Source organism: Dactylosporangium sp. NPDC005555, from assembly GCF_040605635.1.
GTDB lineage: Bacteria > Actinomycetota > Actinomycetes > Mycobacteriales > Micromonosporaceae > Dactylosporangium.
This window is the reverse complement of record NZ_JBEXDG010000006.1, coordinates 54,773-75,715: the sequence shown is the minus strand read 5'-3', so window position 1 is coordinate 75,715 and position 20,943 is coordinate 54,773. Positions and strand designations below refer to the sequence as shown.

19 protein-coding genes are annotated in these 20,943 nt (G+C 70.5%); 5 read left to right on the top strand and 14 right to left on the bottom strand.

What is annotated here, in order from left to right; all coding sequences use genetic code 11:
• Nucleotides 1-36 precede the first annotated feature (36 nt).
• The 9 genes from ABZS58_RS09205 to ABZS58_RS09165 form a co-directional block, all read right to left on the bottom strand.
• Nucleotides 37-291, bottom strand: a complete 255-nt coding sequence (locus ABZS58_RS09205; RefSeq protein ID WP_354779312.1) for a zeta toxin family protein — start codon at nt 289-291, stop codon at nt 37-39.
• Entirely contained in the window at nt 288-569 is a 282-nt protein-coding gene (locus ABZS58_RS09200; protein WP_354779310.1) for a hypothetical protein, read from the bottom strand. Before ABZS58_RS09200 ends, ABZS58_RS09205 begins: the two co-directional genes overlap by 4 nt.
• A 44-nt stretch (nt 570-613) precedes the next feature.
• Nucleotides 614-1,369, bottom strand: a complete 756-nt coding sequence (locus ABZS58_RS09195; protein ID WP_354779308.1) for a 2-phosphosulfolactate phosphatase — start codon at nt 1,367-1,369, stop codon at nt 614-616.
• 2 nt (nt 1,370-1,371) lie between these two features.
• On the bottom strand, nt 1,372-3,882 hold the full coding sequence (gene purL, locus ABZS58_RS09190; RefSeq protein ID WP_354779306.1) for a phosphoribosylformylglycinamidine synthase subunit PurL: 2,511 nt from the start codon (nt 3,880-3,882) through the stop codon (nt 1,372-1,374).
• Nucleotides 3,879-4,559: a phosphoribosylformylglycinamidine synthase subunit PurQ gene (gene purQ, locus ABZS58_RS09185; protein WP_354779304.1), complete on the bottom strand. Its 681-nt coding sequence runs from the start codon at nt 4,557-4,559 to the stop codon at nt 3,879-3,881. Before purQ ends, purL begins: the two co-directional genes overlap by 4 nt.
• Entirely contained in the window at nt 4,556-4,828 is a 273-nt protein-coding gene (gene purS, locus ABZS58_RS09180) for a phosphoribosylformylglycinamidine synthase subunit PurS (protein WP_354779302.1), read from the bottom strand. Before purS ends, purQ begins: the two co-directional genes overlap by 4 nt.
• Before the next feature lie 173 nt (nt 4,829-5,001).
• Entirely contained in the window at nt 5,002-6,420 is a 1,419-nt protein-coding gene (gene purB / locus ABZS58_RS09175) for an adenylosuccinate lyase (protein ID WP_354779300.1), read from the bottom strand.
• Nucleotides 6,421-6,580: 160 nt separating this feature from the next.
• Nucleotides 6,581-8,176 carry a sugar ABC transporter permease gene (locus ABZS58_RS09170; protein ID WP_354779298.1) on the bottom strand — a complete coding sequence of 532 codons (1,596 nt, stop codon included), beginning with the start codon at nt 8,174-8,176 and terminating at the stop codon, nt 6,581-6,583.
• Nucleotides 8,177-8,210: 34 nt separating this feature from the next.
• Entirely contained in the window at nt 8,211-9,485 is a 1,275-nt protein-coding gene (locus ABZS58_RS09165; protein WP_354779296.1) for an acetyl-CoA C-acetyltransferase, read from the bottom strand.
• 101 nt (nt 9,486-9,586) lie between these two features.
• Between ABZS58_RS09165 and ABZS58_RS09160 the strand changes: the two genes are divergently transcribed.
• From ABZS58_RS09160 to ABZS58_RS09140, 5 genes are read left to right on the top strand one after another with little or no spacing between them, the layout of a single operon-like run.
• Nucleotides 9,587-10,900, top strand: a complete 1,314-nt coding sequence (locus ABZS58_RS09160) for a 3-oxoacyl-ACP reductase (protein ID WP_354779294.1) — start codon at nt 9,587-9,589, stop codon at nt 10,898-10,900.
• Nucleotides 10,893-11,717: a MaoC/PaaZ C-terminal domain-containing protein gene (locus tag ABZS58_RS09155; protein WP_354779292.1), complete on the top strand. Its 825-nt coding sequence runs from the start codon at nt 10,893-10,895 to the stop codon at nt 11,715-11,717. Before ABZS58_RS09160 ends, ABZS58_RS09155 begins: the two co-directional genes overlap by 8 nt.
• Before the next feature lie 40 nt (nt 11,718-11,757).
• Nucleotides 11,758-14,106 (top strand): hypothetical protein, encoded by a 2,349-nt coding sequence (locus ABZS58_RS09150; protein WP_354779290.1) that lies wholly within the window; start codon nt 11,758-11,760, stop codon nt 14,104-14,106.
• Nucleotides 14,107-14,132: 26 nt separating this feature from the next.
• Nucleotides 14,133-15,290, top strand: coding sequence for a dTDP-4-amino-4,6-dideoxygalactose transaminase (gene rffA, locus ABZS58_RS09145; protein WP_354779288.1), 1,158 nt, complete (start codon nt 14,133-14,135; stop codon nt 15,288-15,290).
• Nucleotides 15,287-15,772 (top strand): GtrA family protein, encoded by a 486-nt coding sequence (locus ABZS58_RS09140; RefSeq protein ID WP_354779286.1) that lies wholly within the window; start codon nt 15,287-15,289, stop codon nt 15,770-15,772. Before rffA ends, ABZS58_RS09140 begins: the two co-directional genes overlap by 4 nt.
• 273 nt (nt 15,773-16,045) lie before the next feature.
• Here the strand turns inward: ABZS58_RS09140 and ABZS58_RS09135 are convergent, their stop codons facing one another.
• From ABZS58_RS09135 to ABZS58_RS09115, 5 genes are all read right to left on the bottom strand, one after another.
• A complete protein-coding gene (locus ABZS58_RS09135) occupies nt 16,046-16,207 on the bottom strand; it encodes a hypothetical protein (protein WP_354779284.1) in 162 nt (53 codons plus the stop codon).
• A gap of 100 nt (nt 16,208-16,307) precedes the next feature.
• On the bottom strand, nt 16,308-17,237 hold the full coding sequence (locus tag ABZS58_RS09130; protein WP_354779282.1) for a glycosyltransferase family 2 protein: 930 nt from the start codon (nt 17,235-17,237) through the stop codon (nt 16,308-16,310).
• Between the two features lie 44 nt (nt 17,238-17,281).
• Entirely contained in the window at nt 17,282-18,478 is a 1,197-nt protein-coding gene (locus ABZS58_RS09125) for an acyl-CoA reductase (protein WP_354779699.1), read from the bottom strand.
• A 26-nt stretch (nt 18,479-18,504) separates the two neighbouring features.
• Nucleotides 18,505-19,551 carry an acyl-protein synthetase gene (locus ABZS58_RS09120; RefSeq protein ID WP_354779280.1) on the bottom strand — a complete coding sequence of 349 codons (1,047 nt, stop codon included), beginning with the start codon at nt 19,549-19,551 and terminating at the stop codon, nt 18,505-18,507.
• A complete protein-coding gene (locus tag ABZS58_RS09115) occupies nt 19,548-20,936 on the bottom strand; it encodes an AMP-binding protein (protein ID WP_354779278.1) in 1,389 nt (462 codons plus the stop codon). Before ABZS58_RS09115 ends, ABZS58_RS09120 begins: the two co-directional genes overlap by 4 nt.
• Nucleotides 20,937-20,943 lie beyond the last annotated feature (7 nt).

Here is a 20,943-nt window from a genome sequence, read left to right as displayed (position 1 = left end):
TCGATGGAGTGGGTTCCGCGGTAGGAGTCGTCGTGGTTATCGCGGGCGGTCAGGCGGCCGGTCCTGGTGTTGGACCTGGCTCAGGTAGCAGTCGACGATGCCCAGGCGGCGTTCGACCATTCGGGTGGTCATGGTTTTGCCGGCGCCGGGCTGGCCCGCGACGAACACCACGACCGGCTCGGTTTGTGGGACGCCGTGCACCAGCTGCTCGGGGACGATCTCGTCGGTGACGATGCGGTGTGAGTCCGCGTCGCTGAGCAGGTAGCGGCGCGGGTCGATCGGGTGGGTCAACGTCGCGCCTCGCGGAGGCGGCGGATCAGGTCGCTGTATTCGGTGGTGACGCGCTTGACCGTCGCGTGGTCGGCGTCCCGCAGGGCGAGCCGGTCCTGGACGCAGCGGGCCCGCTCCGACCGGAGGCGCTCCGCCTCAGTGCCTTCGGCCTGGTTGGCGAGGGCGGTGTAGACGGCCATGGCCTCGGCGATCAGCTCCAGAGCGACCTCGTAGTCGACGGCTTCGCGCTGGTTCCATGTGAAGGGGTCGAGATCGCCGGTGATCGAAGGTCCGGACATGACGGCCTCCTGTCGACGGCCATCACTGTACCGAAGTGAGCGGCTCAGGCGGGGGCGAAGGACTGGCCGGTCAGGACCGGGACGGTGTGGGAGATGCCGGACTGGACGGCGAGGCGGACGTCGTCGGTGAAGCCGCGCTGGATGAGTTCCTGGCCGCTGACGCAGCGGCGTACGGCGGCGGAGACGTTGCGGACCGCGGCGAGGGCGGCGAGGCTGACGGCTGCTTCGACCGACAGGGGTACGCCCAGCATCGACAGGCCGTCCAGGACGGCGGCGGCGCCGAGGAGGTCCTCGACGCAGGGGCGGAGGGTGCCGTCGGGCCAGAGTTCGCCGGCGGCCACGACGCCGATGGGAGTGGTGGGGGTGCCGTGGCCGTGGGCGTGGAGCCAGCGGGCCACGGCGGGGGCGTTGCGGAGGCAGGCGGCGACGACCGGGACGCCGGTGGAGGCGGCGGCGGAGCAGATGGCGGCGCCGTTGGGTGAGGGCAGGACGAGTTCCGCGGCGAAGGGGGCGGCCTGCAGCGCGGCCGGCGACAGGGACCACGGCGAGGATTTCGAGACCTGCTGGCGGCCGACGGCGACCGCGGCGCCTATGCGGTCGGCGTACGCGCGGGCCTGGTCGCTCCACGGGAACGGGTGGACCCGCATACCGCGGCCGACGGCGATGTCGACCGCGGTGGAGAAGGACAGGACGTCGACGACGACCAGGACCGAGCAGACGCGTGACAGCTCAGCGGCGCCTGCCGGGCCCCAGTCGAAGCGGGCGCCCGAGCCGGGCTGGCTGAAGACGCCCTCGGCCATCGTCAGGCGTCAGGATCGCTGGGCGGCACGTCGTCCGGGTCGGAGGGGGCGGCGGCAGCGGGCGGAGCCGAAGACGGCGCGGTGGACGGCACCTCAGGCACCTCCGGCGCGTCGACCGCATCGAAGATCCCCGCAGCAGCCTCCGGAGCAGCCTCCGAAGACGATGCAGCAGACGAGGCAGCAGACGAGGCAGCAGGAGACGCAGCAGACGAGTCGGACGCGTACGCGGGAGCCTCCGTCGACACCTCGCCGAACAGCGACGGCAGCGTGCCCTTCCAGGCGGAGCGCATCTCGTCCAGCGAGATCGTGAACTGCCCGCGCACGTCCAGCGCCCGGCTGCGGCCGTCGACCGTGCCGATCGTGACGGCCGGCAGGCCGTGCTGGGCGCACAGCGCCGCGAACGCCTTCTCGTGGCCGCGTGGCACGGACACCAGCGCCCGGGCCGTCGACTCGGAGAAGAGCGCGACGAACGGGTTCAGCCCCTCGGGCAGCGTGATGTTGGCGCCGTGGTCGTACCGCAGCGTCGTCTCGACAAGAGCCTGCGCGAGGCCGCCGTCGGAGAGGTCGTGCGCGGAGGACAGGTGGCCGCGCTCGCCCGCCTCGGTGAGGACGGAGGCGAGGATGCGCTCCCGGACCAGGTTGACCCGCGGCGGCTGACCGCCGAGGTGGTTGTGGGTCACCCAGGCCCACTCGGAGCCGGACAGCTCCTCCTGCGTCTCGCCGAGCAGCATGATCACGTCGCTGTCGCCGCCGAAGCCCATCGGGACGCGGGAGCCGACGTTGGAGATGACGCCGAGGACGCCGACGACCGGGGTGGGGTGGATGGCCTGCGAGCCGGTGGAGTTGTAGAAGCTGACGTTGCCGCCGGTGACGGGGATGCCGAGCTCCTGGCAGCCGTCGGCGAGGCCGCGGACCGCTTCCGCGAACTGCCACATGACCTGCGGGTCCTCCGGCGAGCCGAAGTTGAGGCAGTTGGTGACGGCGAGCGGGGTGGCGCCGGAGGCGGCCACGTTGCGGTAGGACTCGGCGAGGGCGAGCTTCGCGCCGTTGTACGGGTCGAGCCGCGCGAAGCGGGCGTTGCCGTCGGTGGAGATCGCGATGCCGAGGCCGGTCTGCTCGTCGATGCGGATGACGCCCGAGTTCTCCGGCTGCGCCAGGATCGTGTTGCCCTGCACGTAGCGGTCGTACTGCTCGGTCACCCAGCTCTTGTCGCACAGGTTGGGGCTGGCGGCCAGGCGCAGCAGCGTCTCGCGCAGCTCCACGCCGGTGCGCGGCCGGGGCAGCGTCTCGGCGCGGTCGGCCTGCAGCAGGATCAGGTCGGCGGGCTCGCGCATCGGCCGGGCGTAGACCGGGCCGTCGTCGACGAGGGAGCCGGGCGGGACGTCGACGACGACCTCGCCGTGCCAGCTGATGATCAGGCGGCCGCCGTCGGTGACCTGGCCGATCGCGGTGGCGATGACGCCCCAGCGCTCGGCGACGCGCAGCACCTCGTCGAGCTTCGCGGGCTCGACGATGAGGAGCATCCGCTCCTGCGACTCGCTGGCGAGGACCTCCTGCGGGTCCATCGACGCTTCCCGCAGCGGCACCAGGTTGAGGTTGACGTCCATGCCGGTGCCGGCCGACGCACTGGTCTCGGTCAGCGCGCAGGTCAGGCCCGCCCCGCCGAGGTCCTGCACACCGACGATGAGCTCCCGCTCGTACAACTCGAGGCAGCTCTCGATGAGCAGCTTCTCGATGAACGGGTCACCCACCTGCACCGACGGGCGGCGGGCCGGGCCGTCGGCGTCGAAGGTCGCGCTGGCCAGGACGGACACGCCGCCGATGCCGTCGCGGCCGGTCTTGGCGCCGAGCAGGACGACCACGTTGCCGGGGCCGTGCGCTTCCTTGTTCTGCAGGCGGTTGACCGGCAGCACGCCGACGCACAGCGCGTTGACCAGCGGGTTGCCCTGGTAGCACGGGTCGAAGACGACCTCGCCGCCGATGTTGGGCAGGCCGAGGCAGTTGCCGTAGCCGCCGACGCCGGCGACGACGCCGGGCAGGACGCGCTTGGTGTCCTCGTGGTCGGCGGCGCCGAAGCGCAGCGGGTCCATCACGGCGACCGGGCGGGCGCCCATGGCGAGGATGTCGCGGACGATGCCGCCGACGCCGGTCGCCGCGCCCTGGTACGGCTCGACGAAGCTGGGGTGGTTGTGCGACTCGACCTTGAACGTGACCGCGATCTCGTCGGAGATCTTGATGACCCCGGCGTTTTCCCCGATCCCCGCCAGCATCAGGTCGGAGGGCGGGGCCTTCTCGCTGAACTGCCTCAGGTGGACCTTGCTGCTCTTGTACGAGCAGTGCTCGCTCCACATGATCGAGTACATGGCGAGTTCCGAGCTCGTCGGCCGGCGGCCCAGGATCTGCTTGATCCGCTCGTACTCGTCCTCGCGGAGACCGAGCTCCTCGTAGGGCTGCTCTTCGTCCGGGGTGTCGGTGGCGTTCGGGACGGTGTCGAAACCCGTTGTGGCGGTCATACACGAGCTCCCAGGTGTGCGAGCACGGACGTGAAGATGCCCAGCCCGTCGATCGACGGGCCGGTCAGCACCTCGACGGCGTGCTCCGGGTGGGGCATGATCCCGACGACGTTGCCGGCAGCGTTGGTGATCGCGGCGATGTCGTGCAGCGAGCCGTTGGGGTTGCCGCGGACGTACCGCGCGACGACCCGCCCCTCGCCTTCGAGCTCGTCGAGCGTGCGCTCGTCGGCCATGTAGCAGCCTTCGCCGTTCTTGACCGGGATGACGATCTCCTGGCCCTGCTGGAACCCGCCCGTCCACGCGGTCGCGGTGCTCTCCACGCGCAGCGCCTGGTCACGGTTGCGGAAATGCAGGTGCTGGTTGCGGGTCAGCGCGCCCGGCAGCAGGTGCGCCTCGCACAGCACCTGGAAGCCGTTGCAGATGCCCAGCACGGGCAGGCCGTCGCCGGCCGCCTTGATGATCGACTCCATCACCGCGGAGAACCGGGCGATGGCACCGGCCCGCAGGTAGTCGCCGTAGGAGAAGCCACCCGGCAGGATGACGGCGTCCACCCCATACAGCTCGGCGTCGGCGTGCCAGAGCGAGATCGGCGCCGCACCGGTCAGGTGCACGGCGCGTGCGGCGTCGCGGTCGTCGAGCGAACCGGGGAACGTGACGACGCCGATGCGGGCGGTCACTGCTCCGCCTTGTCGACCAGGCCTTCGGCCGGCGTCTCCTCGACCCGCAGGGTGAAGTCTTCGATCACCGGGTTGGCGAGGAGCTTGTCGGCGATCTCGCGGGCACGGTCGAGGTCGGCGGCGCCTTCGAACTCGATCTCGATCCGCTTGCCGATGCGCACGGATGCCACGTCGGCGACGCCGAGACGTGGCAGCGCGTTCGCGACCGCCTGACCCTGGGGGTCCAGGATCTCCGGTTTGAGCATGACGTCCACCACGACGCGGGCCACGGGGCACTCCTGACAGTTGAGTCGGGCGCTCGAGGGCGAGCGACACGAGCCTACCGGGCGGGGCTCCACCGCAGATCACCGGCCGTGTCACGGTTCGGTGGATCACGCGGCGAGGCCCGAAACATCGCCCGACACGCATCTTAGCGGCCCGCTCCGGCGCCAAGATCCAGCGCTCACAGGATGGGCGGTGGCACGTAACTCCCTGCGTCGGGGTGCTTCGCGATCACCGCTGTCACAGCTTCCGCAATGGCGCTGACCTGCGCGGACGCCGCCCCGACGAACTGCCGCGGGTCCGCGACCAGGGCGTCGATCTCGGCCTGGGTCAGCCGCAGCCGCTCGTCGCCGGCCAGCCGCCGCAGCAGGTCGTTGTCCTGGATGCCCTTTTCGCGCATGGCGAGCGCCACGGAGACGGCGTGCTCCTTGATCGCTTCGTGAGCATCCTCACGGCCCACGCCTTTGCCGACGGCGGCGACCAGGACCCGCGTCGTGGCCAGGAACGGCAGGTAGCGGTCCAGCTCACGGGCGACGACCGCCGGATACGCCCCGAACTCGTCCAGCACGGTCAGGAACGTGGCGAACAGCCCGTCGACGGCGAAGAACGCGTCCGGCAGCGCCACCCGGCGGACGACCGAGCACGACACGTCGCCCTCGTTCCACTGGTCGCCGGCCAGCTCGCCGATCATCGACAGGTAGCCCCTGGTGATCACGGCGAGCCCGTTGACCCGCTCGCAGGAGCGCGTGTTCATCTTGTGCGGCATCGCCGACGAGCCGACCTGGCCCTTCTTGAAGCCTTCGGTCGCCAGCTCGTAGCCGGCCATCAGCCGGATCGTGGTGGCCAGGCTCGACGGTCCCGCGACCGCCTGCGCCAGGGCCGAGACCACGTCGAAGTCCAGGGAGCGCGGGTACACCTGGCCGACGCTGGTCAGCACGGTGCCGAAGCCGAGGTGCTCCGCGACCCGCCGCTCCAGCTCCGCGGCCTTGTCAGCGTCGCCGCCGAGCAGGTCCAGCTGGTCCGCGGCCGTGCCGACCGGCCCCTTGATCCCGCGCAGCGGGTAGCGCTCCAGCAGGTTCTCGATCCGCTGGTACGCGATGAGCAGCTCCTCCGCAGCGCTCGCGAACCGCTTGCCGAGGGTGGTCGCCTGCGCCGCGACGTTGTGCGACCGGCCGACCATGACCAGGTCGTCGTACTGCCTGGCGCGCGCCGCGAGCCTGGCGAGCGCCGCCACCATCCGGTCCCGGATCAGCTCCAGGGACCTTCTGACCTGCAGCTGCTCGACGTTCTCCGTCAGGTCCCGCGACGTCATGCCCTTGTGGATGTGCTCGTGCCCGGCGAGCGCGGAGAACTCCTCGATCCGCGCCTTCACGTCGTGCCGGGTGGCCCGCTCCCGCTCCGCGATGCTGTGCAGGTCGACGTCGTCGAGCACCCGCCGGTAGTCCTCGACCACCCCGTCCGGCACCGCGACCCCGAGGTCCCGCTGCGCGGTGAGCACGGCGAGCCACAGCCGCCGCTCCAACCGCACCTTCTCCTCGGGCGACCAGATCGCCACCAGCTCAGGCGACGCGTACCGACCAGCAAGCACATTAGGAATCACGTGCCCTATTCTCTCCCGCGCCGCCGGCGCGGGGGCGGGGGGTTCCCAGCCCGCTCTCAGGCCGCCAGGTCGAGCTCGATCGACGGCCTGGTGCGCATCGACCGCAGGAACGGGTCGTCACCGGGCTCCTGCGTATTACCTTGCAGGGTGTGCAAGTTGGTCAGGTGCGGGGCGGGTGGTCGCGTTCGGGGAGGCCGACGCGCAGCGCGACGCGGTCCAGGTAGAAGACCTGGGCGGCGGCGACGCCCAGGAAGAGCAGCAGGAGCAGCCACACCGGCATCAGCTGGGCGTAGGGCAGGTCCGTGCTCGCGGTGCGGCGCATGAACGTCTCCTGCAGGAGCAGGTTCTGCGCGGTCACGTGGTCGCCGGCGGCGGTGATCAGGGGCCAGATCAGGTCCTGGACCTGGACGAGCCAGGTCGCCACGTAGGCCAGGCCGAGCATCGGCAGTGCCGGCAGGAGGACGCCGGTCCACGGGGCGGGGCGGCCTTCCTGGAGGAGGACCTCGCGGCGCTGGGCCTGGCCGCGGAAGAGCAGCGCCAGGATGAACAGGGCCGGGATCGCGACCCGGGACGGCGGGATCAGGCCGAGGAACGAGTTGAGCCGGTCTGCGGTGGCGCCCGCGGCGTAGTTGCGCAGGGCGAGGGGGGCGGAGCCGACGAAGAGGAAGAGGCCGAACGGCACCAGCAGCCACTCGCTGTGCCGGCCGAGGGGGCGCAGGCCGCTGATCCCGAAGGCGGCGAGGGCGGCGACGGTGACGGCGATCAGGGTGGAGACGACCGGCGGCAGCCAGGTGTTGACGAACGTGGACGGGGCGCCCGCACGGCCGGTGCTGGTGATCTCCGACAGCCACGGCGACAGGCCGGACCAGACGGTGCCGAGCGTGGCGAGCAGGAGGACCCCGCCGACGACCCAGGCGACGACCGGCTGGGTCTTCGTGACGGCGGCGAGCGGGGCGTCCACCTCGAGGCGGGTGCGGGGCAGGATCACCAGGAGCGTCGCGACCAGGCCGAGCAGGATCAGCGGCACGAGGAGGGTCACCGAGGTGGCCGCGCCGGTGCCGAAGCTCATCGTGCGGAAGGAGACCTCGTACATGAGGCGGGCCGGGGTGAGGTCGGCGCGGGAGCCGAAGCCGCCGAGGAACGCGAACGTGAAGTCCTGCAGGGCGACCGCGACGACGGTGAGCACGGCCAGGCCGCCGACGACGAGGGCGGCGGGGATGGGGCTGCGGGCCGAGTCCAGGGTGCGGCGGCGCAGCGTGGCCAGGTAGGCGGTGGTCGCGAGCGCCACCACCAGGCCGAAGGTGCCCAGCCAGTACGACGCCCGGGTCGACGTCGAGTCGCGCAGGGCGACCGCGATGGCGACGGGCGCGTAGGCGGCGATCGGCAGCGCCAGGATGATCCGGGTGACCCATCTCGCCCTGGTACCGCCGGCGTTCGCGGCCCATGCGAGGGCCGGCGCCAGGACCAGTACCAGCAGAATCGGCACAACGGCGAGGCTGAGAGCGAACCAGTGGGCGTCGGCGAGGCGGCCCTGCGCGTAGGCGTCGTCGTAGTTGTCCCAGCCGGCGGCCGCGCCGCCCTCGGACAGGCGCAGCCCGTTGAACTCGCGGAAGCTGGAGCGCACGGTCCAGTACAGCGGCTCGACGTAGGACGTGAGCAGCAGCACGAGCGCGGGCAGGGTGAGGATCAGGCCGACGGCGACCTGCCAGCCGGGTCGGGGCGTCGGCGGCCGGAGCATCGTCGGCTGGATCGTCATGGCGTCAACGATATGGGTGAATCCACGGCCGCGCTCACCTCGAAAGGATCGCGGTCACCCCTTGACCACCCGCGGCGCAGATGGAGATGAGGCCACGGCCGGAGCCGCGCCCGGCGAGCAGCTTGGCCAGGGTCGCGACGATCCGGCCGCCGGTCGCGGCGAAGGGGTGGCCGGCCGCGAGGGACGAGCCGTTGACGTTGAGCCGGGAGCGGTCGATCGCGCCGAGAGGCTCGTCGAGGCCGAGGCGCTCCTTGCAGAACGCGGGGTCCTCCCAGGCCTTCAGCGTGGCGAGGACCTGCGAGGCGAAGGCCTCGTGGATCTCGTAGAAGTCGAAGTCCTGCAGCTTCAGCCCGGCGCGGGCGAGCATCCGGGGCACCGCATAGGTCGGCGCCATGAGCAGGCCGTCGCCGCCGTGGACGAAGTCGACCGCCGCCGTCTCCGCGGTGTCGAAATAGGCGAGGACGGGCAGGTTGCGCGCCGCGGCCCAGGACTCGCTCGCCAGCAGTACCACAGCGGCGCCATCGGTCAAGGGTGAGGAGTTGCCGGCCGTCATCGTCGCCGACGCTCCACGGCCGAAGACGGGCTTCAGGGTGCCGAGCCGCTCCAGCGACGTGTCGGGCCGCAGGTTCTGGTCGCGTTGGAGGCCGAGGTACGGCGTGATCAGGTCGTCGAAGAAACCGCGCTCGTAGGCGGCGGCCAACTGCAGGTGCGAGGCGAGCGCCAGCTCGTCCTGCGCCGCGCGGGTGATCCCGAACTCCAGCGCGGTCAGCGCCGCCGAGTCGCCCATCGACAGCCCGGTCCGGGGCTCGGAGTTGCGCGGGATGTCCGGTTTGAGCTGGGTGGGGCGGAGCTTGCTGACGGCGCGGAGCCTGGCGCCGAGCGAGCGGGCCCGGTTGAGCTCCATGAACACCCGCCGCATGTCCTCGTTGACGCCGAGGGGCGCGTCGGAGGTGGTGTCGACGCCGCCGGCGATGCCGGACCCGATCTGGCCGAGGGCGATCTTGTTGGCGACGAGGATCGCCGCCTCGAGACCGGTTCCGCAGGCCTGCTGGACGTCATACGCGGGAGTCCGTGGGTCGAGGCGGGAGCCGAGCACGGATTCACGCGTCAGGTTGAAATCGCGGCTGTGTTTGAGCACCGCACCCGCCGCGACCTCGCCGAGTCGCTCCCCGGCCAGGCCGAACCGCGCCACCAGTCCATCTATAGCGGCAGTCAGCATGTCCTGGTTTGATGCAATGGCGTAGGCACTGCCCGAGCGTGCGAAGGGGATGCGATTACCGCCGACGATCGCCACTCGTTCCGTGGTCATTTCGGGGGCCATCGCAGTCTCCTTCAGTGCGGCAGGGCAGCCTGGCGCTATCCTACTCGCGAGTAGGTTAGCGCGTTTGTTGTGACTGGGGAGGCACTGCAATGACCGATCGCTACGCCAACTTCGCCCACTCGGGCGCCGGGAAGTTCTTCATCAGACGGCTCGGCCTGCCCGACCCGCCGAAACTGCGGCGGCACGATCCGGATGCACCACTCATCGACGGACAGGTCGTCGTCAGCGGCGGCGGCCGCCTGGTCGAGCCGGTCCGCAAGCTCCTGGAGAAGCTCGGCGCACCACTGGAGGGACCCACCGCGGCGCTCGTGTTCGACGCCACCGCCATCGTCGGCACGGACGGCCTGCGCACCCTGTACGACTTCTTCCATCCGCTCATCCGCACCCTGCGCGGAAGCGGCCGGGTGATCGTCCTGGGCAGCCAGCCCGAGCTGTGCGCGGACGCGCGCGAGGCCACCGCCCAGCGGGCCCTGGAGGGCTTCGTCCGGTCCGTCGGCAAGGAGATCGGCCGCGGCGGCACCGCACAGCTGGTCTATGTCGCGCCCGGCGCCGAGGAGGCGATCGAGTCGACGCTGCGCTTCCTGCTCTCCGGGCGGTCGGCGTACGTGTCGGGCCAGATCATCCGGGTCGGGCCGGCCGCGATCGACGTGCCCGAGGACTGGGACCAGCCGCTCGTCGGCAAGACCGCCATCGTGACCGGCGCCGCCAGGGGCATCGGCGCCGCGATCGCCGCGGTGCTCACCCGCGACGGCGCGCACGTGGTCTGCCTCGACGTGCCCGCCGCCGGCGAGGATCTGAGCAGGGTCGCCAACGAGCTCAAGGGCACCGCCCTGCAGCTCGACCTGACCGCGGACGACGCGCCGCGCCGCCTCGCGGACTTCATCGCGACCCGGCACGTGCATGCCGACATCTTCGTGCACAACGCCGGGATCACCCGCGACAAGACGCTCGGCAAGATGGACGCCGGCCAGTGGCAGTCGGTGCTCGACGTCAACCTCGGCAGCCAGGAGCGGATCAACGAGGTGCTGCTCGCCGAGAACCTGCTCGGCGGCAACGGCCGGATCGTCGCGGTCTCCTCCGTGTCCGGCATCGCCGGCAACCGCGGGCAGACCAACTACGCCACGTCGAAGGCGGGCGTCATCGGGCTCGTCCAGGCGCACGCCCCGGCGCTCGCCGCAGCCGGCCTGACCCTCAACGCGGTCGCGCCCGGCTTCATCGAGACGAAGATGACCGCCACCATGCCCATGTTCATCCGTGAGGCGGGCCGCCGCATGAACAGCATGTCGCAGGGCGGGCTGCCGATCGACGTCGCCGAGACGATCGCGTGGCTGGCGCACCCCGCCTCGGGTGGGGTCACCGGCAACGTCGTGCGGGTCTGCGGACAGAGCCTGCTCGGTGCCTGACCTGGAGCGGATGCCCCGCCTGGGGCCCTTGTACCGGGCCGCGGCGCTGCGGCGCGGGGTCGCGGCGGACCCCGCGCTGCCGACGGGTGCGCTCACGGTCGGCGGGGTCACCGTCGACCGTGCCCACCTGGCCGGATACAACCGGGTCTGCGGCTTCCGGCTGCGCGACGAGCTGCCCGCCACCTATCTGCACGTCGTGGCGTTTCCCCTGGCCATGGCGCTGATGACGGGTCGGGACTTCCCGTTCCCGCTGCTCGGGCTGATCCACGTGCGAAACCGTGCCGAGGTCCACGGTCCTCTGCCGTCCTCTGCCGCCTTCGAGGTGTCGGTACGAGCTGACGCCCTGCGCCCTCACGACAAGGGCACGCAGCTGGACATCGTCGCGACAGCCATGATCGACGGCGCGCTCGTGTGGTCGTCCACGTCGACGTATCTGCGGCGCACCGTCCGCTCCTCCTCGCCGGGTGTCCCGTCCGCCGCGCCTTCGCAGCATGCTGTGTGGCGGGTGCCGCGGCGGGTCGGCGGTGACTACGCGGCCGTGTCCGGGGACCGGAACCCGATCCACACGTCACGGGTCCTGGCGAAGGTGTTCGGGTTCCCGCGCACGATCGCGCACGGCATGTGGACGAAGGCCCGCTGCCTCGCCGCGCTGGAGGGGCGGCTGCCCGGCACGTACACCGTCGACGCGGCCTTCAAGCTGCCGATCCTGCTGCCCGCCACGGTCGGCTTCAGCGCGGTCGCGCAGGGTAGCGGGTGGGATTTCGGGGTGCATGATGGGCGTTCCGGCAGACCACATCTGACCGGGACCGTCAGGTAACCTGCTCAGCGCCAAAACCATCGTTTCGGGGGGCCAGACCGTGCAGACCGCCACCTCGCACAGCGTGACCGGCCCTGCCGCGGAGCCGTCGGTCACCCGCCGGTGGCGCGTGCTGACCTCGGGCTGGCTGCCGCCCGCGCTGCTGTGGGTCGCGACCACCGCCGCCCTGTGGTTCTTCGAGGTCCCGCCCGCCACGACGGTCGTGTTCACGCTGTATCTGGCGGCCGGCGTCGCGCTGCCGGGCACGCTGTGGTGGCGGTTCCTCAGCCGCGGCGGCGGGTTCTTCGTCGCCGACGTCGCGGCCGGGCTCGCCCTCGGCTACATCGGTGAGGTCTTCGTCTACATCGGCGCCCGCTTCCTCGGGCTGCCGCTGCTGGTCCTGGCCTGGCCGATCGGCACCGTCGCGGTGTTCCTGCTGGTGCCGTCGCTGCGCCGGTTCTGGCGCAGCGCCGCCGACGCGCCCGTCCCGCCGCTGCTGTGGCGCTGGATGCTGACGCTGATCGCCGGCATGACGCTGCTGTGGAGCTTCAAGTTCTACCGGCTGTATGGGTTGCGGTATCCGTACAACTCGACGCCGGACACCGACTCGACCTTCCACCTCGCGCTGGTCGGCGAGGCGAAGCACCACATGCCGATGATGGTCCCGTGGATCACCGACGAGCCGCTCTGGTATCACTGGTTCGTCTATCCCGAGATGGCCGCCACCAGCTGGGTGACCGGGATCGAGCCACAGGTCCTGCTGCTGCGCCTGTCGGTGCTGCCGATGCTGATGGCCTTCGCCGTGCTCGTCGCCGTGCTGGCCCGCAAGGTCACCGGCGGCTGGTGGAGCGGCGTCGCGGCGAGCGTGCTGACCCTGTTCGTGTTGTCGCCCAACCCGTATCAGTGGGTGACCTGGGAGTTCTACACGAACCTCGCGTTCAGCACCCTGGAGGACGGCTCGTCGCTGCGGCTCACCGTGTGGAGCGGCCCGACGCAGACCTTCGGCGCGCTGCTCATGGTGCCGCTGACGATCGTGCTCGTCGACCGTCTGCGGGAGTGGCGCGACCTGCGCGGCTGGGTCTTCTTCACGGTCCTGCTGGCCGGCCTCATGGGCGCCAAGGCCACCTATCTGCCGCTGCTGCTGTGCGGCCTGCTGCTGGTCGTCGGCGTCGAGCTGGTCTTCCACCGCACCCTGCACCGCGGCGCGCTGATCGGGCTCGGCATCACGTTCGGCGCCCTGGTCTTCTCGCAGATCGTGCTCTTCGGCGGCACCAGCCAGGGCACCGAGCTCAAGCCGTTCTTCACGCTCGTCACCGGCGCGCTCGGCACCAGCACCGGCTATGCCACGGGCGAGGTCGCCGGCCGCATGGCGGTCCTGGCGGTGCTGCTGTTCTTCTGCTGGGTGTGCATCTGGGCGGGGCTCGCCGGGCTGCTGCGCCGCCGCCTGCCGGAGCCCGGCGTCGTCACCATGATCGGCATCGGGGTCGCCGGCGCCGGCGCGACGATCCTGACCGGCCAGTCCGGTGACAGCCAGCGGTTCTTCATCGAGGCCGCCCGGCCCTATCTCGCGGTCGCCGCGATCGTCGGTCTCTATTCGCTGCTGCCCGCGGGCCGGCTGACCGCCCGCCGGGCGTGGGCCCTCGCCGGGTTCGTCGTGCTCGGCATGGCGGTCACCCAGGCGATCCAGATCACCGGCCGCGGCGACGTGCCCAACATCGCCAACACCGGCTCCTATGCGGCGCTGACCCGCGACATCGTCCTGCCCTACGCGGCGCTCGCCGTCGTCGCCGCCCTGGTCGCCGCCGGGCTGCTGCTGGCCCGCCGCCGGATCCCGGCCGTCCGGGGGATGGTCGTCGCCCTGGTCGTGGCACTCCTCGCGGGGTATGGGATCAACACCAGCTTCCAGAACTACTACAGGATCCTGTGGGACTCGACACACGTCGGCTGGAAGAACGTCGTCAAGGGCGAGCAGATCGTCTCCGACGGCGTCCTGGAGGCCGGCCGCTGGCTGCGCGACCACTCCGACCCCGACGACCTCGTCGCCACCAACGCGCACTGCCAGCGGTGGAACAAGGACTGCACGGATCTTCACTTCTCGATGACCGCCTACAGCGAACGCCGCATGCTGGTGGAGGGCTGGGGCTTCACCACGACCGCGCACGTCGAGGCCGCGAGGCTCAAGACCTGGGTCGGCTACGTGCCCTACTGGCGCCCCGAGATCCTCGCCGACAATGACGCAGCGTTCAGCAACCCGTCACCCCAAACGGTAGGACTGTTGCGCGACCGCTACGGGGTACGCTGGCTGTTCGTTGACGAAAGCCAGAACAATGTTTCGCCACAGTTGTCGGCCTTCGCTACCGAACGTTATCGGTCGGGGGTCGCTGTGGTGTATGAACTGCCGTCGGCATGACCCACACCGTTAGGTAGGCTCCAGCAGTGACCCCCACGAACCAACTCGCAGTTCCATTCAACAGGGCCTATCTGACCGGTGACGAGACCGGCTACATGCAGCAGGCGATGACGAGTGGACCGCTCACCGGGGACGGGCCCTTCACCAAGCGTGCGAGCGCGCTGCTCACGGAGATCCTGGGCGCGAGGCACACGCTGCTGACCACCTCCTGCACGCACGCGCTGGACATGACCGCGCTGCTGCTGGACCTCGAGCCGGGCGACGAGGTCATCGTCCCCTCGTTCACGTTCTGCTCCACCGCCAACGCCTACGCGCTGCGCGGTGCCGTGCCGGTCTTCGTCGACTGCCGCCCCGACACGCTCAACCTCGACGAGCGCCAGGTCGAGGCCGCCGTCACCGCCCGCACCAAGGCCATCGTCGTCGTGCACTACGCCGGCGTCGCCGTCGAGATGGACACGATCGAGGCGGTCGCCCGCAAGCACGGCCTCGTCGTCATCGAGGACAACGCCCACGGCATCGGGGGCACCTACCGCGGCCGCAAGCTCGGCTCCATCGGCGCGATGGCCACCCAGAGCTTCCACGAGACGAAGAACGTCCAGTGCGGCGAGGGCGGCGCCCTCATCTTCAACGACGACACCTACTACGAGCGCGCCGAGATCATCCGCGAGAAGGGCACCAACCGCGGCCAGTTCTTCCGCGGCATGGTCGACAAGTACCGCTGGATCGACATCGGCTCCTCCTACCTCCCGTCGGACCTGCTCGCCGCGTTCCTCACCGCGCAGCTGGAGCACTTCACCGACATCCAGCGCCGCCGCGCCCACATCTGGGACAGCTATCACCAGCGCCTCGCCACGTGGGCCGTCGAGCACGGCGTCACGCAGCCGACCGTCCCCGACGACCGCGAGCAGCCCGCGCACCTCTATTACCTGCTCCTGCCCGACCTCGACAGCCGGCAGCGCATGCTGAAGCACCTCCTCGGCCACGGCGTCCTGGGCACCTTCCACTACCAGCCCCTGCACGTCGCCCCAGCCGGCGTCAAGTTCGGCCGCACGGGCCCCGACGGCTGCCCCGTCACGGAGGACGTCGCCGACCGGCTGCTGCGCCTTCCGCTGTACGGCGCCATGACCGAAGCCGACATCGACCTCGTCATCACCGCCGTCGAGTCGTTCCACCCCCGCGGATGACCGCCGCGCCTTCCGCAGCGGCGTCGCAGGCGCCGCGGTCCTGGCTCGCCCGGACGGTGATCGCGCTCTACAACGACCGCCGCGTGCGGTATCTCGCGGTCGGCGGCGTCTCAGCGGTTTCGTATTACGGTTTCTACACCGCGCTCTACCTGCTGACCTCCGACGACTTCTACGGCCAGGTCTACTTCCTCACCCCGGACCAGATGCACTACCTGGTCCCCACCGTCATCGCCAACTTCCTCTGCGGTGTCGTCACCTACCCGCTCCAGCGCTACTTCGTCTTCCAGTCGAAGGGCCCGGTCCTTTCAGGCTTCTTCAAGTTCTACCTGATCTGCCTGTGGGCGCTGCTGTTCACGTGGCTCGGCCTGCCTCTGCTGGTCGAGGTCTTCAACGTCCCGGTCCTCATCGCCCAGGCGATCCTGATCGTCGTCGCCCCCCTCATCAACTACCAGCTCAGCAAGCTCTGGGCCTTCCGCCGCTGATCCCACCACTCTGACCCCTGCCGATCAGACCCACCGCTCTGATCCCGCAGCCGGGTGGGGCGTTGAGCCGAAACCAGCGGCGATCGGGCCTTGAGCAGCGAGCACACCGACGCGGGCGTCCGCATCGCTGGGCTGCCGCACATCATCGGACGTGTCTACAGCCGACGCTCGCCAGCAACGGGGCACGCACGCCCTCGGCGACCGCCTTGCCGCTGCCACGCTGACACCTCGCCGCAGCGCATTGCCATGCTCACTGCGGCGAACCGGGTGTCATCAGCGCAGCCGGGAAACGAGCTTGTTGACCGCCATGGCGACAGCGGCCCCGACGATCGGGCTCGCTATCGCCGGCAGCTTCAATTCCTTCATCACCTTGGCGGTAAGCCAGGTCGTCGCGATGCCAGTGCCAACCGAAATCGCCATCGCCCGTGAATCCATGCTTCATCCCCCCGGCAACAGATGCCCACCAACGGCCATCGCCCGATTCAGGTTTACCACCGCGGTACGACAAAAACCGGAGGAGGGCGGTGCGAGCCGGTCAGCGGCGGGTGCTGTTGACGTGTTCGCGGATGACGTACGTGGGGCGGCCCATGCCGTGGGCGTGGACGCGGCCCAGGTATTCGCCCAGGACGCCGATGCCGATGAGCTGCGCGGATGAGAAGACGGTGACCAGGGAGGCGACGGTGGTGAAGCCGGCCACGGTGGTGTCCCCGCTGAAGTACAGCCAGATGAGCCTGATCGTGAGGACCAGGCCGCAGATGCCGATCAGGAAGCCGAGGTACGTGACGAGCCGCAGCGGCTTCGTCGAGTAGCCGAGGATCATGTTGACGGCGTGCTTCATCAGGGAACGGAACGTGAAGCCGGACCGGCCCTCCGAGCGCTGGTCCATGCGGACGCTCGTGGAGCCGACCCGCGTGGTGGTCCAGGACAGGACGATGTCCACCGAGACGTGGGGGCCGCTGACCTGGTCGAAGCCGGCCCGCAGGAACGTGCGGAAGATGCGCAGGGCGCCGAGGACGTCGGCGTTGGGGATGCCCATCGTGCGGCCCATGACGAGGGTCTTCGCGCCCCAGGAGGTGAGGTTGCGGAAGGCACCGTGCTCCTCCTGCTCGGACACCGCGTAGACGACGTCGAGGTCGTCGGTGAGGGCGTCGACGAGCTTGGGCAGCTCCTCCGGCGGGTGCTGGAGGTCGTCGTCCATGGTGATGATGCGGTCGAAGGAAGCGGCTCGGATGCCGGCGATGAGGGCGTTGTGCTGGCCGTAGTTGCGGGCCATGCGGATCGCCTGCACGTGTTCATACTTGCCGGCGAGCTGGCTGGCGACGTCCCAGGTGTTGTCGGTGCTGTCGACGACCAGGATCACCTCGTGGTCGGGGGTGATGCCTGGCAGGACGCCGTTGAGCCGCTCCACCAGCGTCGGAAGGATACGCGCGGAGCGGTAGCACGGAACGACGACGGACAATGACACGCTGTGGAGCTCCTCACAAAAACGTGTACGGCGAGAGTACTCCGTCAGGCCTGGATCGTGATGATGCGCGTGAACTCGTGGAGCAGGTTGAACCCGTCCCACGTGCCCGCGAACGTCAACGCCTGGCCGAACGGGACGATCCGGTCGATGCCGCGGCCGGCGAGCGTGGTGACGAAGTCGTCGAGGTCTGACATGGTGAATCCGTACTGGCTGAGTGTCTGATCCTTGCGCTGGATCGCCGGGGCGAGCTCGGCGAGTGAGGCGACGGTGACGTGGCAGATGGTGCCGGCGCCGAGCCAGTGCCGCTGCAGGTCGTCGAGGCCCGCGAGGGAGACGTTGGCGACGGCGTTGCCGGTGAAGGAGATCTTGGTGGCGGCGCCGGTGGCGGCGAGCCCGTACGTGGCGACGTACTTCTCGACGGCCATCGCGGGGTCGACGCCCCAGCCGCGCCGCGCGACGACGTCGCTGAGCAGTTCGTCGAACTCGACGCGGGCCTGACCGACGTCCTCGGCGGCGCCGACCCAGAACAGGTCGCGGGGCGAGGAGCAGGCGGCCTGGTCGAACCAGTACAGGTCGTTGGCGAATCCGTCGACCGCGGCCACGCGCTGCTCCGGGGACGACGCCTGCCAGCCGGCGACGGAGATCGCGGCGAACGAGGAGCGGTCCGGGAAGGCGAGGTCGCGGGCGAGGGGCCGGATCGGGTGCTTGCGGAGCTCGTTGACCGAGTGGTCGCCTCCCCACAGGACCCGCAGGTCACAGGCGGCGATGAGGGCACCGGTGGTCGCGTCGTCGCGGTCGTACGTGATCATGCGCTGCGTCTGCGCGATCGCGGGGTGCGCGTCGGCGAGGACGTCGTTGAGCGCCTCGAGGACGGTCTGCGCGGCGCCGGCGGCCCGGGCGGAGACCCGCACGATGTTGTGGTTGCCGGCGAGGGCGGACAGCGCCCACGAGTACACGAAGATCGTGTCGACGTTGGCCGGGGGGAAGTGCAGGACCAGGCCGCGGGGGGCGCGGCGCTGCCCGGCGACGCCGTCGGCGAGGCGCTCGACGGCGCGGGCCAGCTCGCCCTTGCGGAGGAAGAAGCCGAGCGAGCCGAGCTCGGGGTGGCGGCGGGCGAGGTCGGGCTTGAGCAGCCGCCGGGAGAACGCGATCAGGAAGTCCCGGACCCGGTCGTCGCCGACGGTGAGCCGGCCGCCGACGGGCTCGTCGGTGATCTCCGCCAGCAGCCGCTCAACGGATATATCAGAAATTTCCGGAAAGACGCTTTTCACGATGCTCCCACAAACGTGTCGCTGCAGCCCCGGGCCTCGGCACGGGGCAGCCGGCCCAGGATGGAGAAGCGCTTGCCCGGCCAGGCGCCGTCGTCGATGCCGTTGATGACGCCCATGTCCTCGGTGAGCAGGACGTGACCCGGGTACGACTCCGGCAGCGTGCTGATCACCTCGACCAGCCCCGGCCTGCCGGGCGGCAGCGGCTCCCACGTCTCCGGGTCGCGGATCACGACGTCGGCGAAATCGGGGCAGTACAACGAGTTGCCGTCGGGGCCTTCGAGGTAGACGACGCCGATCTGCTCGACCATGCCGTAGAAGTTGTGGATGCGGGTCAGCCCGGTGTCGGCCTGGAACGCCCGGCGGAACTCGGCGTTGTCGACCTGCTGGTCCACCAGCTTCTTCCAGCCCCCGGAGTGCACCAGGATGCCGTTGCTGAGGTCGAGGTCGTTGTCGCGCGCCAGTTCGTACAGATAGAGCCACACCATGAACGTGAAGCCGAAGACCAGGAAGGGCTTGTCGCCGTGCTTCGCGAGGAACCCGCGGACGGCTTCGAGGTCGGGCTTGCTGTCCTCGTCGAGGGCCCAGACGTGGTCACGGCCGAACGTGATCATGCCGAGGACGCCGGCGCCGCGGGCGCTGAACGAGCGGCGGTTCTTGATGATCGCGGTCGTGTCGACGATGAGCATCGGCAGCCGCTTCGGGCCGAGGACGGCCTGGAGGGTCTGACCGAGCATCCTGGTCTGCGCGGCCGCGGCGGCCTTGTCCAGGTAGATGCGGCTGACGTCGCCGGTGGTGCCGCTGGAGGTCAGGACCTTGAAGACCTCGTCCTCGGGGATGCTCCTGAGCTCGTGGGTCTTGAACAGCCGGACCGGCAGCCAGGGCAGGTCACTGACCTTGGCGTAGTCGCGGCCGGGCTGGTGACCCGTGGCGGCGAGGATGTTGGCGTATGCCGCGCCCCGCACCCGGTGCTGCTCGGTCAGCTCGACCAGGCGGGGCAGCAGCTGGGCCTCACGGTCGGGCTGCGGCAGGGTGAACACGCTCATCGTGCGGACTCCAACGCTCGGTAGTCGACCTTGCCGTTGCTGAGCAGCGGCAGCGCGGGGATGCCGCGCATCTCGAAGCCCGTCCAGTGCAGTTTCAGCTGGTCCGCGAGCCGGGTGACCCGCGGTGCGAGGTCGCCGTCACTCTCCACGAAAATAATGATCTTGTCGTCGCCGGAGATCGCCGCGACGGCGCCGGGCCCGGTAGCGGCGGCCAGTTGCTCGATGTCGTCGAGGTTGAGCCGGACGCCGAACACCTTGCCGAAGCGCTTGAGCCGGCCGTCGATGAACAGGTAGCCGTCCTCGTCGAGGTGGCCGAGGTCGCCGGTCTCCAGCAGGCCGCCGTTGTCGTCGCCGCGGGCCAGGTCGGCGGCGGTCTCGGCGTAGCCCATCATCACGTTGGGGCCGCGGTAGAGCACCTCGCCGACGACGCCGGGCGCGGTGGTCTCGGCGCCGTCCTCGAGCCGGACGGTGATCGTGCCGCCGGGCACGGCGGGGCCGACCGAGCCGGGCTTCTCGGCGAGCCGTCCGGCCGGCAGGGTGGTCAGGCGGGGAGCGGCCTCGGTCTGCCCGTACATGACGAACAGCCGGCCGTCGACGGCCGCCATCCGATCATGGAAGTCCTGGACGAGCTCGGCCCGCAACCGGCCGCCGGCCTGGGTCAGCGTGCGCAGGCTCGGGTAGCGCTGCGGGTCGAACCGCAGGCGGCGCAGCATCTCGTACTGCGACGGCACCAGCGCGAGCGAGGTCACCCCGTGCTTCGTGATCGCGGGCCAGAACGAGCGCGCGACCAGGCCTTCGGACTCCACGACCACGGTCGCGCCGGCGGCGAGGTGCGTGTTGAGCACCGACATGCCGAAGCTGTAGTAGAACGGCAGGCTGCTCACCGCGACGTCGGCGCCGGTGATGCCGAGTGCCTCGATGATCGACGTGGTGTTGGCCAGGATCGCCTCGCGCGACAGCCGGACCAGCTTCGGGCTGCCGGTGGAGCCCGACGTCGCGAGGAGCGTGGCGAGGTCGGGGTGCGGTGCGGTGCTCGACGGCGTGTCGCGTTCCCACAGGTCTTCGCCGCGGCGGGTGTACCCCTTGTGCGCGTCCTCCGGCAGGGGGCCGCACACCGCCGCGGGCTCGAAGCGCTCGATGAAGTCGGCGAGGATCTCGGCGGGCAGGCCCGGGTCGAGCAGGGCGAGGGGACGGCCCGCCTCGAACGCGCCGATGTAGCGGACGATCGCCTCGACGGTGGTCGGCGTGCGCAGGAACACCACACCGGGCGTGAGCTCGGCGAAACCGGCGACGGCGGCGTGCACGGCCTCGCGCAGCGGCACGCCACCGAGCTCGGCGTCGGTCGCCGCGTCGATCAGCCTGGCGTCAGGGTGCAGCAGCGTCATGCTGTCA

What these genes read in the sequence shown, in the direction of transcription:
- ABZS58_RS09200 (WP_354779310.1), bottom strand. Translation starts at nt 569, where the DNA reads ATGTCCGGACCTTCGATCACCGGCGATCTCGACCCCTTCACATGGAAC.
- ABZS58_RS09195 (WP_354779308.1), bottom strand. Translation starts at nt 1,369, where the DNA reads ATGGCCGAGGGCGTCTTCAGCCAGCCCGGCTCGGGCGCCCGCTTCGAC.
- purL (WP_354779306.1), bottom strand. Translation starts at nt 3,882, where the DNA reads ATGACCGCCACAACGGGTTTCGACACCGTCCCGAACGCCACCGACACC.
- ABZS58_RS09170 (WP_354779298.1), bottom strand. Translation starts at nt 8,176, where the DNA reads ATGACGATCCAGCCGACGATGCTCCGGCCGCCGACGCCCCGACCCGGC.
- ABZS58_RS09165 (WP_354779296.1), bottom strand. Translation starts at nt 9,485, where the DNA reads ATGACCACGGAACGAGTGGCGATCGTCGGCGGTAATCGCATCCCCTTC.
- ABZS58_RS09160 (WP_354779294.1), top strand. Translation starts at nt 9,587, where the DNA reads ATGACCGATCGCTACGCCAACTTCGCCCACTCGGGCGCCGGGAAGTTC.
- ABZS58_RS09140 (WP_354779286.1), top strand. Translation starts at nt 15,287, where the DNA reads ATGACCGCCGCGCCTTCCGCAGCGGCGTCGCAGGCGCCGCGGTCCTGG.
- ABZS58_RS09135 (WP_354779284.1), bottom strand. Translation starts at nt 16,207, where the DNA reads ATGGATTCACGGGCGATGGCGATTTCGGTTGGCACTGGCATCGCGACG.
- ABZS58_RS09120 (WP_354779280.1), bottom strand. Translation starts at nt 19,551, where the DNA reads ATGAGCGTGTTCACCCTGCCGCAGCCCGACCGTGAGGCCCAGCTGCTG.
- ABZS58_RS09115 (WP_354779278.1), bottom strand. Translation starts at nt 20,936, where the DNA reads ATGACGCTGCTGCACCCTGACGCCAGGCTGATCGACGCGGCGACCGAC.